The organism is Haloarcula amylovorans, from assembly GCF_004681185.1.
In the GTDB taxonomy this organism is placed as follows: domain Archaea; phylum Halobacteriota; class Halobacteria; order Halobacteriales; family Haloarculaceae; genus Haloarcula; species Haloarcula amylovorans.
Genome location: NZ_SRIF01000003.1, coordinates 231,117 through 245,115, shown reverse-complemented (window position 1 = coordinate 245,115; position 13,999 = coordinate 231,117). Strand labels below are relative to the sequence as shown.

The following is a 13,999-nucleotide window of genomic DNA, read 5'->3' as shown; positions in this document are numbered from 1 at the left end:
GGTATGCGAGAGGCAGAGGTCAGTATTACCGACAATGAATTAGCGGCAATGGGGATTGCGGAGCTCTTTGCGATCGTTAGCGAGGCGGAGCTCCTCGCATTCGAGGCGCTTGCCTGTCGCGGGAACGGCGCTGTTGTCCAGATTGAAGTTGCGACGCGGTGTGACGAGACGGCGCTTGCTGGGCTCGAATACGTGGACCAACTCAACCACGTCGCTGCACGGGATGACGCTCACGTGTACGTGATCTCGTTTACCGCGCCCGACCTGCCAGCAAGTCTCGCAGAGACAGCTGCGGAGTTGGTCGGCACCTGTGATCCAGATGTCGATGACCACAGTGCGACACTATCGCTTGTCGGGCCACAGGCGGCGATTGCCGGGCACCTTGACGACTACGAGCAAGCGGGTGTCTCGCCGGCCCTGCAGCGACTCGGTGAGTACGATGGCTCTGCTGGGCTCCTCGACAGCCTGACCAGTCGCCAGCGGGAAGTCATCGAGACGGCGTGGGAAATGGGGTTCTACGAGGTTCCAAAAGACGTCTCGGCAGAGGAGATCGCTATCAAATTGGGCCTTGAGTCCTCGACTGTCAACGAACATCTACAGCGGGCCGAACGGAACCTTCTGACGCAGATTTTCTGAATACAGACTGATAGCGCATACCTCCGTCTTCAGGCGGAGGTCAAGCGATAGGCATAGTACAACAACCTCCGGGTTCCGCTATTACTGGATTTCCCACCGATTCACCACCAGTATTAACATTCCGTAGCCAATAGTGTACAGCACAGATGAAGACCACACGGCACGCCACTTACAACCTCAATTACCACATAGTGTGGCTGCCGAAATACCGCCAATCGGTACTCGAAGGCGAGGTTGCCGACCGTGTGCGAACCATCCTCCACGAAATAGCCGACGACAAAGGCGTCGAGATTCTCGACCTCACTGTCCAGCCCGACCATGTTCACCTGTTCGTTAGTAGCCCGCCGAAGAACGAACCGGCACTACTCGCCAACTGGTTCAAGGGCATCTCCTCGCGCAAGTACAACCACCGATACGCCGACCACGACAGTGAGAAAATCGGATGGGCACGAGGCTACTATGCAGGGACCGCCGGGCATGTTTCGAGTGAGACAGTCGAGAACTACATTCAACAGCACAAGGAGGGCGACTCATGACGGAACTCACCAAGACGCTGGAACTGAAACTGGTAGAGCCGAACGTCCACAAGCGGCGGAAACTTCGTGAGACGCGAGAGGCGTACCAGCACGCCCTCCAAGACGCCTTCGACGCCCGATGTACCACGCAGACCGAAGCGAACGACGTAGTGATCAACTACGACCTAAGCGGGTACGCGAAGAACGCGCTCAAGCAGTACGTCCCGCAACTTACGACGACGTACAACGCGGACGAGCTTTCTGAGGATCATCCTGTTCGGTTCACTAACGAAGGGCCACAGCTTGACCACAAGCCTGAGAATGCCATCGAGTGGTACGTCAAAATCCCGCACCACGAAGACTACCATCTCTGGATGCCCGCCAAATCGAATCCCGAACAACGGGACTGGTTGGAAGCATTGAACGTGGGAGACGCCACGATGGGCGAGAGTCGGCTATTCGAGCACGAGGGGACGTGGTATCTTCACGTCACCGCCACCCGCGACGTAGCGGAACGCTCCGAGGTGTCCGCCGAAGATCGGACGCCTATCGGAGTGGACATCGGGGAAGCGTCACTCGTCACGGTGTGTCACCGCGACGACCACGGTTCTCCGACCGCGCCCGAACTGTGGGCCGACGAGGGTAAGACCGTTCGTCGGCTCCGCAAGACCTACTTCACCGCCACGCGCCGACTCCAGATGCGTGGAAGCGAGCGTATCACGGAGTCCTTCGGGGACGACGTGTGGAACCAGATAGACGACATACTCCACACCGTCACCCGCGAGGTCGTGGAGTACGCCGAGTCGGTCGAGAACCCGGTTCTCGTTCTGGAAGACCTGACGTACATACGGGAGTCGATGGACTACGGCGAGTACATGAACCGGCGTCTCCACGGCTGGGGATTCGCCAAACTCCACGCACAGATACGCTACAAGGCCGTCGAGAAAGGTATCCCCGTCGAGACGGTGAACCCGCGCAACACGTCGAAGGAGTGCCACGCGTGCGGTGAAGTGGGGTATCGCCCGCGACAGGCGACATTCAAGTGTACGAACGACGGTTGCTGGATGAAGGAGTACCAAGCGGACGTAAACGGCGCGATAAACATCGCAGACCGCTACCGCAGCGGAGAGAGCCATTCAAGAGAATACACGGATGGCGATGACTCGGCTGAGGATGGGGGGCGTTTGACCGCCCCGCAAGACACCCAAGCCGATGCTACCAAGCAAGAGACGCTTGGGACGTATGCGTCTTGAAACCAGAGGGCCACGCTCGGCCTGAAATCCCGCGGTGGGATTCCCGCGTCTTCAGGCGCGGGAGGAGGTCAATGTTGTTGCGGTTCTTACGGACTCTAACTATAGTCTACGATTCGCGCTCTTTCTTCAAACCGCATGATGGCTAGATATCAACAATATGCCACATATGAATGAATGTAAATTAGGCAGTTGGGCTGGAGAGAGAGTTTAGATTTAATCGAGGAAGCGGGTTCCTGATGATGTCCGTATTTTGAAAAGGATGAGATTCTCGACGGCCCTTCTTGAGGGACAACCGACGTGAGACTTGAACCACCATGCACTAAGTGGTAGATAAGTAACTATTTATTAGCAGCTAATCGTCATGTAGATGTGGCAACTACAAATAGCATTCAAGTCGATACGGCTACAGATCGAGTTGAAGTTCAAGAACTGACGATTCACGATTCCGACCTCGCGGAATATCTCTCGCAGTTCGAGGAACATGATCGCGAACGGGAGATTACACGCGCGTTGCGAGTCGGTGCTACGACGCTTGAACTTGCGGACACGTCCAAAGAAGTCGAGTTCGTCAAACGCGAGTTCGCGGAGATGGAGGAGGCGTTCAACGAAGAGATCGACGAGGTTCGAGAAGAACTAGAAGACAATTTTGGCGACGATGGACAAGTCGCAACGCTCCTCGAGACACATCTTGGTGACGAGGGAAAGTTACAGCGCCACCTTGATGACGCACTTGGTGAAGATGGAGAGTTTGTACAGCGACTTGATGACGAGCTCGGTGAGGATGGCCAACGATTCCAAGAGGCACTTGACCCCGACCGAGATGGGACGCCGATCAACCGGCTAAAGGAGTTTCTCAGAGAAGAGGTGCGTAGCGAGCTTCGCGATGAGATCCGGGAGCTCCAAGAGAAGCTAGAGCGAGAGGATGCTGCAGAAGAGATGCGACAGCAGACGCCGCTCAAGGGAGAAGATTTCGAGGAGGATCTCGAAGCACTGCTGGACGACCTTGCCTACGGGACGAACAATATGGTCGAGTATACGGGTGAGACAGAGGGAGCGCTCTCCGGCCGGCAGATTGGGGACTTCGTCTTCACATTAGGTGATACGGACCAGCGGATCGTCATCGAGGCCAAAAGCGAGCAGAATTACACACAACCGAAGATCAAGGAGGAGTTGGCGGAAGCGATCGAGAACCGTGATGCTGACTATGGCATCTTCGTCAGTGAATGTGAGAGCTACGTACCGGACAAAGTTGGCTATCTCCACGAGTTCGACAACGAAATGCTCGTCGTGTGTTTGAGTGCCGACGAGGATGACAGCATTGACGCTCGGCTCCTCAATATTGCGCACAACTGGGCTCGGATGCGGACGGTGCAGGCCCACGTCGACACTGGTGACTCGCTTGATACGGAGATTATCCAGACGCAGGTTTCGGAGGTCCGAGATACAATCGATCGGTTCCAGACTGTTCGAACCAAGTGTACGGACATCAAGAGCACAGCTCAGGATATTGACGACCTCCTCTCGGAGATTCAAGCGGACGTCAATACCCAGCTTAATCACATCACTGCCGAGCTTAGCAAGACTGGCGCTGAGGACTAGGTTACAACTCCATACCGAACACAAGAGGATTTCTCAGGTGGCCTCTCGCAGTACCCTGCCTCAGGTACTCTCCTCGATTAACTCCAAGCAATTTTTGAACTGGACACGACTGTCGAATCCGTTGTTTGAGAGCGCGGAGATAATCCCCTCGCCAGCATCGATATCGGTCGTCACGACACATACAAACTTCACGTCACCCGCGTTGAGACGTTCTACCGCTATGGCGGCGAGTGCGCAAGAAGAGAGGCAGCGTCATGCAAGAAAACACATCAACATTTGACCCACAATCCAGCAGGATCCGTTCACGAGCGCCGCAATCTTTTGGCACATTACGCAAGAGATTGCATAATATGCAAGATGATGCTATCGGTTCGGCGTAGTCGGAAGTGGCACGGGTTTTCTCGTTGCGGTCGTACACCGTACCGATGACGGAGTCATCTAAGTTGAAGACACTCCGAAATGTGGCCTCCTATTGTTGGCTGCCTCCGCTATGCTGATATCGAGCACCTGTTAGTCGGTGACTGTGATCGTGCGCTCATTATCAGCGTCAGTCTCTATCAGTCGCTTGCCCTTGGGGTGGATGGTTCGAGTATATGGCTTTATTGAAACCCTCGCTCAGTAATAGGTCTCAGTTAGGGACTTTGACTGTCAAATCGAAACTCAATTCAAATGATCATCAGTCGGCCAATGTCAATTCCGAAACTATCGAACCGCCAGTATTCGAGTGACAGGTCTACTGCGATCGATGTGACACAGTAAAATTCTACAATAACTAGGCGTCTCTATCCAGCAAACTCAGTGCAATTAGATGTCATGATCAACTGCCCAGTCGATGATCGCTGACGCGTCGGGCAAAGTCAACCGATACCCCTGCAGGTGATACTCATCACCTGCCTGCGTCTTAGTGATCATGTCGCCAGCACCCTCGAGGTCCTCAGCCCCGGGCTGATCGAGGATCACGCGTGAGTCCGTGTTCGAAGGCAGCCGGAAGCTGATGCGACAGGGGAAGTTGGCCTTGATCTTCCCGGAGACGATGTCGGCCGAGGGCCGCTGCGTCGCTAGGAGGATGATGAAGCCCAGCGCGCGGCCGACCTGTGCCAGCCGCGTCACGGCGTCCTCGAATGCGTCCTCGTCCTCGACAGACATCTTGAGGTCCGCATACTCGTCCACGACCACGACATGGTAGGGTAGCGGATCCTCGTCGAGCAGGTCGGCATTCTCGTTCAGCTCGGCGACGGACGGAACACCTGCAGACCGAAGCACCTCCTTGCGCTCCGGGAGCCGCTCGTTGACGAGCTGCAGGAGTCGCTGAGCACAGGCGTTCGGCGTGTCCTCGTACGTTTGGACGTGTGGCACCGAAGCAAACCGGCCGAAGTCGACGCCCTTCGGGTCGAGGAGACTCAGGGACACCTCGTCGGGCGTGTGGGTCGCCACAAGGCTGCAGATCACCGCACTCAGGAAGTTCGACTTCCCGGAGCCGGTCGCCCCGGCGATGAGTGCGTGGCGCTCGTCGGGCAGCGTCAGCGCGTGGTGCTGCCGTTCCGTGTCGACACCCAGGGGGATCGTCAATGGCTCGACCAACTCTTGGCCCAGTGTCTCGAAACCCTCGCGGAGATAGATGTCTTGGGGGTTATCGTGGGGAATCTCGAGCCGGACAGCCCCTTTCGACGGGTTAGGTTTGCCGACGATGCTCCCATGAGCCTGGATGTGGACACTGAGTGAATCGAGATTGTTCAGGACACCCTCGATCTTCTGGCCCTCCTTGGGCAGCACGTCGACGCCGATCTTCCGGGGGCCGATCGAGATGTTAGAGGGGTTTGGCGGGTGCACGTCGACGCCCAGCGACTCGAAGCCATCGTGGATGTTCGAGGCGAGTTCACCCTTGTTGATGTCGGTGGTGGGCTCAGGGCTCTCGGCCAAGTTTCGCGTGACTGCCGTGAGCCGTTCATTGATTCCGTCTGCCTCGGACTCGGGCGACGTGGCGTCGCCGGCTAACTCAGCCGCCTCGACAGCATTCGAAGCCCCCTGATCGCCCTGTTCGTCGTCGGGGGAGTCTGAAACTGTGGCAGTCTCTGTTCTAGACCCATCCGCCGAATCGCCATCGGAAGCCGTCTCTCCCTCGTTGGCTTTTGGCTTGGTGGCACCATCAGAACTGGCATCTGCGGCCACTGCTTCATCAGTATCGGCTACCTCGGTTGAATCCATATCAGCTTCCACGTCGGATTGAGTGGCACTCGTGCCAGCCGTATCGGCGTCGTCGTCAGTCACAGACGTATCGCCATTCTCGGCGAGCTCGGTTTCGGGATCCTCGACAGCCCCCACGTCATCGGTCGTTTGCTCAGCATCGTCGCCGAGCGTCAGTTCGTCGGTCATCCTTGCCTCAGGCTCGGTATCCGCAGTGGGATCCGCTGTGCCAGCTGTCTCAGCTGCGTCAGCAGCCGTTTCGATTCCGGTTACCGGCGGCTCAGTCCGATCAGCGCCTATTGATTCGACGTCGTCCAACTCAAAGGACAGCTCCTCTAGGTCGAGGTCGGGCAGGACGCCCCCGATGTCAGTCTCGTCGAGCAGCCGAAGCGCCTTGATGGGGGTCTCGATGGAGCGGACACCGTCTTTCGATTTGATCTTGGAGTAGGGTGCGTCCTCCCTAACCCGGATCACTTCGCCGATATGACCCTTGGAATCCTCGAGGAAGTGGACCGAGAAATCGCCCTCCAGGAACGAGCGACGGCGGGTCTCGATGGTCTCGAGCGTCTCGGATTCAATCACGTTGTAGCTGGCCATCCTGCGGGCGACGTCGAGGACGACCTTCCCGAACTCACCGTGCAGGATCGCATCGTCGGCGTGCTGGTCGTCAGGCTGGAAGATGTCCGTAAGATTGTCGAGTGCCCCCTGAATCTGCTCGCGACCAGTCGAAATGTGGGACCCACCGCCTTTGGTCTCGACCAGCCAGAGCTTCAGCGCAGTCCGCTCTGGATCGCGTGGAATGCCGACGAAACAGAGATCGTCGCTGGCCTTCCCTGTGCCGTCGTACTGGAGAAGCCCCTCGTTGGATCCCTTGTACGACCGGTCATGCCTGGAGAGTTCGTTCAGACTGAGTGGGACCCAGATGTGGTCAGGGGCCGATCTGTCCAGCAGGCGCTGACTCAGCGCTAGACCACCGACAAACCCGATGGTCTCGACGACCTCGGTCTCTTCTGCCTGCTGGAGATCGAGCGCTAGTTCCCCATCGATCGCGACCAGCAGCGAGAGCACTGTCTCTGGGTCCAGCAGGTTCCCCAAGTTCGCATCGTCCAGCGCCCGGGTGAGGGCTGTGAGATACGGCGTGCGCTTGTTCGTCGACGTAATGACGTCGTAGTCGGGTGACGAGGAGTCGTACTGGTCGCTGTAGTGGATCATCACCCGGCCGTCGGCCGACTGAAGTTCGGCGTCCGAACGGACGTAGAAGTCGATGCCGACGTTCGGCTGGACGTGGACGACCCATAGGGAATCATCCCAGAGACCCGTGAGATCGGTCCCCTGTTTCGACTCGATGTTCTTCTTCACCGTCTGGTGGGGGTGGTAGGAGTTGTTCCACTTGCCGGCCTCCAAGGCGTTCGTCCGTTTGGCGACGTCGTAGATCAGCCCCGTCTCCGAGTCGTCACAGCTGAAGCCGACAGTGTAAACCGTGTCCTTTCCAGTCGATTCGACGTCGATCGACTCCCGGGGAAACAGCGCCCCGTTCAACATCCCCGAGGGAAGCTCACCGATGTCGATGACGCCTGGGTTCTCATCGAGCAGCCCCCGGAAAAACGTCAGGTGGGCCTCGTGCTGGTTGCCCATGTACTCACCAGCGCGCACGTAGGTCACGTGTGAGCGCAGCCGATCCACGAGCTCGTCGTTCTTCTTCTCGAGGTTCTGCCGGAGCCGCGATTCGGCGCTCTCCGTGAAGAACCGCTCTAGGGCCTCCCCCTCGGAGTCGTCCCCGTAGATGCGAAGGAGGATCCGCGGTGGATGTACGTCCGTCTTCTCGATCTTCCTGTAGAACTCGTAGAGACCCTTGACGACCGGGCGGAGATCGCCCATGTGGATCAAATTGAGTTCGATGTTCCGGCCAGGGTGAAGCTCGAAGAGCGTCGGGAACGCCTGGACAAACGTGTACAGCTTGTCCCGGACGACCCGCTCCATGTAACGCGGAGTGATCGACCCGGGTGACTCGATCGGCGAGTAGACCGTCCACAGCGGGTTGTCGGCGTAGGGTAACCCCCGCAGGAGACTCTCCTTCGAGCGGTCAATCGTCCGGTATGGGTGCAGCCCGTTGGCGTTGAACTTCGAGATGAACTGGTCGCGTCGGAAGCCCGCGTTCGTCCCCCCAGGGAGCAGTTCCGAGTCCCGCCAGGTTGCAATCCGCAGGCCGTAGGCGAGCAGAAGTGGATGGAACGGCGTCAGCCACACCTTCTCGGTCGTCTCCGACTTGATGGTGCAGACGTCCCGCAGGGGCTCGTACGGGCCGAACACCTTCTGTGAGTCGATGGCATCGATGGCCTCGACATACGCATTGACGACAGCCTCGACGCGTGTCTTCGTCGGGTTGTCCCACGAGTCGGTCGACGGCGTTCGGCCGCGGTCCTCGAGGTGGGTAAAGAGGTCGTCATATGCCTGCTGCAGCGCGTCGGGGATATTCGAGTCGTCGCCCGTCGGGTCGCCGAAATCGACCTCGTCGCCCTCGATTAGGCGTGGCAGCAACGTGCGATCGTCGATGATCTGCTCCTCGATCTGGATGAGTTCGAGCGCCTCGTCCTCCAGTCGGATGCCGTTGTCTGCCGCCGTGTAGATCTCACCCCGATCGGTGTCGATGTCCATCGCATCCGGGAGCGTGAGATCCTTGGCTGCCCAGCGGTCGGGCTCGACGATCGCTGCGAGCATCAGCGGGAACGTGACCGCCTCGGGGTCTGCTGTCGAGACTTCGGTCAAGAAGTCGATCCGGATCGGCACGCCCTCCAGCGGTGCGATCTGACACGTCACTCGCTCGACCACATCCGGGGGGTTCGGGTCGATCGTCAGCGGTGAATCGAACGTGATTGTATTGTCTTCACGGAGATCAACCTCTTTGGGTTCCGACTTGAATCGGAGGTCCTCGAGAGCCTGAAGTGAGATCTTGTCATCGCCATTCGAGATGAACGCCTCGGACTCCATATCCACATCGAGCGAGACGCTCTGAGTGGCCGTGAAGAACCAGTCCGGAACGACGGCGAGTTTGAATACGTGAGTTGGCTTCCCACGTTTGGTCTTCTTGCCGACCCAGAACAACAGTTCGCCGAACCAGGGTCGGTCGTCGGGCAGATCCTCGATCGTCGCAGTGACGATCTCGTTGCGCTTGGACACCCGACCGACCTCGTCGCCATCCGGCCCCCGAAACTCACGCGGCGTGTCCTTGATGTCGTTGACGAACTCGGCGCTGAGTCGCACTTCACCGTCATCAGTTCTGGCGAGTATGGACCGCTCGATCCAGTCCGTGTCGATCGGCTCGTACAGGCGATGATCGGTCGCATCGACAGACAGTGAGTCGAAGCGAATCACGCCACCCTTCTTCGTGCCCTTGCGCGCCTCGGAGTGGCCGATCTCGGACCAGTCGTGTGAGTCGAGCACCTGATCAACGAACGACTGCTTGTACTCAGAGGAGAGTCGACTTTCCGTATCCGTTCCGGCTCTGTGGGCCCGCTGCAGTTGTTTGGCGTGATCCCGGTTGTCCTCAAGGGACTCCTCGATCATCTCCTGCAGCGTCTCCTCGTCCTGCTGCTGGTCGAACCAGTCCTCGCCCAGTGCTTGGTCTTCACGTATGAACTGCGGCAGTTCGCTGATCAGGTCCTGGAGCGCTAGTGCGTCCTTCTGGTCAACCTTCGCCCGAATCTTACAGAGTGTCTCGAGGACTTCGACGTCCTCTGTGTAGCCGGCCTCCTCACGCAACGAGGTGAGCAGGCCACGGAGCAGCGCCCGCCCCTGCGGACTGTCACATGTCGACGGATCGAGGACACTGTCGCGGAACGACTCCAAGTTGATCGGGGCGTCGTCACCGAAGAGCTCCTCGGACGCCTCCAGCGTGTCCAGACTGGTGTCGGTCTCCAGCACCATGATCATCGAGCGGGGCGTCTCTGTCTCGACAGAGGCCGAAATTTCGTTTCGCATCCGCGTCGCGAACCCTTGAGTGACCTGATATGGGGCTGCCGTCGAGCGATCGTCGATCTCCGGGACCACTCGGATGATGTCCACCGGAACGCCATCGGCCGTCTCGTAGGTCGGCAAGGCATCCAGATCACCGGAACCGGGATTGGCGACGGCAGCCTCGCGGTCACCGGTGAGTGTGTCGACCAGCCCAGCGGCGTAGGAATCCGCAAGTTCACCGCTGTGGAACTCGGCAAGTAGAATCTGGCCACCTCGCGGTGGGTTTGCCTCCAGATATTGCTTGGTGTGGTTCGCAAGTTCCTGTTCAAAGAGACCGGACATAGACAGCACCTCCACTGTCGCTCTGACGGTCGATCATTCCCATCTCATCCAGCTCTTCGAGGGCTCTGTTGTCGCTCTGGGAGTCGAGATAGATCCCACGGCGTTCGAGATAGCTCACGAACTCGTCGTAATGTGTGTCGTTTTCATCCATGGCGAATAACCTGGCAAAGAACCGCAACGCACCGCGATTCAGTCGGAACGTCGGACCGACTTTCCGCTGTGTCCGCCAATACTTACGCTCACCGCCGTCACCGAGCTGGCGAACGACGTTAACGCCCATCGATATCGGGGTCTGATTCGACTTCTTTTTCCCTTCGTAGTAGCTCCGGACCGTCCGTGTCATAGCCTGCGCTGCCTCGGGCAGTGTGTTGATCCGCTCAGGGTCGTCCACGTACCCCCGAAGCTTCTCGATGCACTTCTGGCGAGTCTCGTCTGGAAGCCTCATCGCCTCCGAAAGTGTGAGTGCCGCCAAATCGTGCCCTGTCTGCTCGTCGGCCACCTCGGCGATCACGTTAAGCACAGAGAGGCGTCCCCAAGAGTCGTAAATGTGGCCCTGAATGCCCCGCTGATCCCGCTCGTACCACTCTTGGGAGAACTGGCGGTCTTTTGACGCCTTCTCGTCCCACATGCCGAAGTGAACGGGAAGAGTGCCGGGCGTGTACTCCTGTGCATCGTCAGCCAGCGCCGAGAATTCCCGCTCCAGATTCAGCGCCAGCTGGACGTAGTACATCATGAAATAAAAGCAAAACAGGTCCTTCGTCGACCCCAGCCAGTTCGATGGTGAGTCGTACTCGTCCTGTAGCCACCGGCGGAGATCGTCCTGAAACGCCTCTGCACAGTCGTTGATGTACGGCCGCAACGGTTCGGTTGCCGGTTCTCCGATGTCATCAGTCTCGATCTTCGCGGCGACGTCGACGAACACCTCTTCGAAAAGGTTCGAGGGCTCGAGCCCCTCCAGGCGGGAGACAAAGTCCTCATGTAGGTCCCTGTTGAACTTTGGCGGGTCTCCAGCTGTCATCAGCATCCGATACCATTGGCCCCAGTTCCGGGTCTCGTGGGGCTGAATGTGCTCCGCGATCGTCGGATGGAACGGGATGACGTAGCGCTTTGCCTTCTTCCCGCGAGCACCGCGCGCGCCGGTGGTCGTGTACGTTGCTTCGAAGACATCCCAGGCCTGGTCTGCGACCTCGTCGCTGACCGCATCGTGGGCCTCGAAGGTCGCTTGGATCTCGTCCATCTCGTTGGTCGTCGGTGAGGACCCGAGGACGCCAGCGAGTATCTCGGAGAAGATCGCCTCTCGGAGTGTCGCAGCTGGGGAGGTCGGGAAGAAGCCATCGTCGATGACCCGACTGATGCGCCGGCCCAGGCTTTTCTCGGCATCGCTCATCGGTGATCACCCGAGACGATCTCGATGTCATCGAACCCGGCCTCCCGAACCCGGAACAGCTCCTCGTCGAGCTTGTTGACTACGCGGACGAGTTCGTGTTTGTTCGTGAACTCCGACAAGCGGGACTGGATCAGGCGCATCCCCTCCGACCGCTCCATGTCCAGCGCATTCGGGTTGTACCCCATTCCGATCTGACCCATCAGCTGATAGAGCTCGAACGTCACCGGCACCGGGACGGTGACATCGGTCCCTTCCGGTTTGAGGACGATCCACATCTGGCCGGGGGTTGTCTCTTCGGTAGTCTGTCGGACCGATTCGTCCTGGTCGGGCGTGGGCTGGGTCCACTTCGAGAGGAACCGATAGTCCGTCGACTTCACGCCGTCGACGAACTCTATGTAGTCGCTCTCATTGGTTGACCCGCTCCACCCCTGAAGTGAGGTTATCACGGTGTCGAGTACCTCCGTCGAGTGACTCGACGAGACGCTCGTCTCACTCTCATCAGTGTCACTTTGGTTCAGATAGGTCAGAGCCCCAATGAACTCCTGGAATGTATCGGTTTCGAGTTTCGTCTGGATGCTGCCGCTCACGACCGATTCGTCAAGGAGGTAGACACGGCGTAATGCCGTCCGAATCTTCGTCGCCACGTCGGCAGTCTCTATGAGCGGAGTCTCACCGAGCAACTCCCGGAGCCGATCGCGATCCGCTCCCCACCCCAGGAGCTCCTGATCGAGACTGACACTTGAGTGCGCTGCGGGATCGATGTACCCAGCGTTCTCTTCACCGCTGGAACCGAGGGTATCGAACACGCTATTCCACAGCAGCACCTCCGGTGAGACCCTCTTTGGGTCGATAGCCGCACCGACTGGACAGTCACCGGCCTCATCGACTCGCTGTAGCGACGGTGGCAGGATCATCGAAGAGATCTTGTCCAGGATTGACCGCGGGTTCAGATACGCGGTCTCGATGATCCCACTGGCGGCGATCAGTCTGGTGATTTGCTCTCTGACGATGGGCTTCGCAAACTGCGCCGCGTTGAAGTGTAGCGGGCAGTCCTTGGGGTTAGGACAGCGGTCTTGCTCTCGTCTGAACGCATCGTGGAACGGACTCTGTGGGTCCTCGAACGCGAATTTTTCGACGATACTCTCCAGGAGACCCTCACCAAGGTGGCCGGGTGCTGTCTCGTACAGTTTTCGGTGCCCGAGATTCAGGACCTCGATATTGGCCTCCGGATCTGTGTACTCACGCTCAGTACGAACCTGATCGATCCCGGCCCAGATCTCCGGAAACTCCTCGGCATGCCCCTGCCGATCGAAGAAATCGATTGCCAGGCCGAGGTTGATGGCGATCCCAGACCGGGAGCCACGCCCCGACGCACGCCGCTCCTCGGCACGGTCGAGGAACCGCTTCAGGGCCGCGTCGTACGTCTCGTGCTTCGAATCGGACGCCGTCGCGTCCATGCAGATGTGCGACTCGTCGAGCGGATGGCCCTCTGCCTGGGCCTGTTTGTAGGCTCTTGAGAGCAACGCGCTCTTGCCATCACCGGCGCTGCCAGTGATGACCAGCAGACGCCCGTCTTCTGTATACTCATCGACGAAGAAGTCAGTGAGCGTTTCGTCTTCGCGCGTTGGTACGTAGAGATCCTGTCTGAGCTCGTTCCGGTCGATGTGTCCACCGACGATGGCGCCTGCCTCCCCCATTTGACAGGAGCGGAGCAAGTCGAAAAGTGTCCTATCTGCCGTCGATGTCGCACGAGCAACTGACCGGCTCATGTTCCTCCATGCATCTGTTGAATCCACTGCATTGATGACCTCAATCTTTTGATTGATTTCATATGATCTTTTCGTCCTGAATTGCAGTCCTGGCTATCCTGATTGTCACCAGTCGTGGAATTTCACCGAACAAAGCACAGTAGAGTGTCAGATGGCTGCTTTCCTCCAATCTTCGCAGTGAGAGTATCCAAACGGAGAACATATTTCGTGAAATTATTGCCAGTTCGGTCTTACTAATTCAACCTTACAGAGTAATCTTAGGACCTGTATAACAGCTTGTATTGTGTCTGTGTGCTGACGAGGATGACAGTATTGACGTCCGGCTTTCCACTGTTGTGCACAACTGGATTCGGATACGAA

The 13,999-nt window shown here is 58.2% G+C and carries 7 protein-coding genes; 4 read left to right on the top strand and 3 right to left on the bottom strand.

What is annotated here, in order from left to right:
- Positions 1-3 precede the first annotated feature (3 nt).
- The 4 genes from E4S61_RS15510 (at position 4) to E4S61_RS15495 (ending at position 4,003) form a co-directional block, all read left to right on the top strand.
- A complete protein-coding gene (locus E4S61_RS15510; protein WP_135304871.1) occupies positions 4-636 on the top strand; it encodes a helix-turn-helix domain-containing protein in 633 nt (210 codons plus the stop codon).
- A 146-nt stretch (positions 637-782) separates the two neighbouring features.
- Entirely contained in the window at positions 783-1,172 is a 390-nt protein-coding gene (gene tnpA / locus E4S61_RS15505; protein WP_135304870.1) for an IS200/IS605 family transposase, read from the top strand.
- Positions 1,169-2,404, top strand: a complete 1,236-nt coding sequence (locus E4S61_RS15500; RefSeq protein ID WP_135304869.1) for an RNA-guided endonuclease InsQ/TnpB family protein — start codon at positions 1,169-1,171, stop codon at positions 2,402-2,404. Before tnpA ends, E4S61_RS15500 begins: the two co-directional genes overlap by 4 nt.
- 369 nt (positions 2,405-2,773) lie before the next feature.
- Entirely contained in the window at positions 2,774-4,003 is a 1,230-nt protein-coding gene (locus E4S61_RS15495; RefSeq protein ID WP_135304868.1) for a V-type ATP synthase subunit I, read from the top strand.
- 804 nt (positions 4,004-4,807) lie between these two features.
- Here E4S61_RS15495 and E4S61_RS15490 read toward each other — a convergent pair.
- From E4S61_RS15490 to dptF, 3 genes are read right to left on the bottom strand one after another with little or no spacing between them, the layout of a single operon-like run.
- Positions 4,808-10,483 (bottom strand): FtsK/SpoIIIE domain-containing protein, encoded by a 5,676-nt coding sequence (locus E4S61_RS15490; protein ID WP_135304867.1) that lies wholly within the window; start codon positions 10,481-10,483, stop codon positions 4,808-4,810.
- Entirely contained in the window at positions 10,467-11,870 is a 1,404-nt protein-coding gene (gene dptG / locus E4S61_RS15485) for a DNA phosphorothioation-dependent restriction protein DptG (protein ID WP_135304866.1), read from the bottom strand. The genes E4S61_RS15490 and dptG overlap by 17 nt, the downstream gene beginning before the upstream one ends.
- Positions 11,867-13,567: a DNA phosphorothioation-dependent restriction protein DptF gene (dptF, locus tag E4S61_RS15480; RefSeq protein WP_167768531.1), complete on the bottom strand. Its 1,701-nt coding sequence runs from the start codon at positions 13,565-13,567 to the stop codon at positions 11,867-11,869. Before dptF ends, dptG begins: the two co-directional genes overlap by 4 nt.
- Positions 13,568-13,999 lie beyond the last annotated feature (432 nt).

What these genes read in the sequence shown, in the direction of transcription:
- E4S61_RS15500 (WP_135304869.1), top strand. Translation starts at nt 1,169, where the DNA reads ATGACGGAACTCACCAAGACGCTGGAACTGAAACTGGTAGAGCCGAAC.
- dptG (WP_135304866.1), bottom strand. Translation starts at nt 11,870, where the DNA reads ATGAGCGATGCCGAGAAAAGCCTGGGCCGGCGCATCAGTCGGGTCATC.
- E4S61_RS15490 (WP_135304867.1), bottom strand. Translation starts at nt 10,483, where the DNA reads ATGTCCGGTCTCTTTGAACAGGAACTTGCGAACCACACCAAGCAATAT.
- E4S61_RS15510 (WP_135304871.1), top strand. Translation starts at nt 4, where the DNA reads ATGCGAGAGGCAGAGGTCAGTATTACCGACAATGAATTAGCGGCAATG.
- dptF (WP_167768531.1), bottom strand. Translation starts at nt 13,567, where the DNA reads ATGGGGGAGGCAGGCGCCATCGTCGGTGGACACATCGACCGGAACGAG.
- tnpA (WP_135304870.1), top strand. Translation starts at nt 783, where the DNA reads ATGAAGACCACACGGCACGCCACTTACAACCTCAATTACCACATAGTG.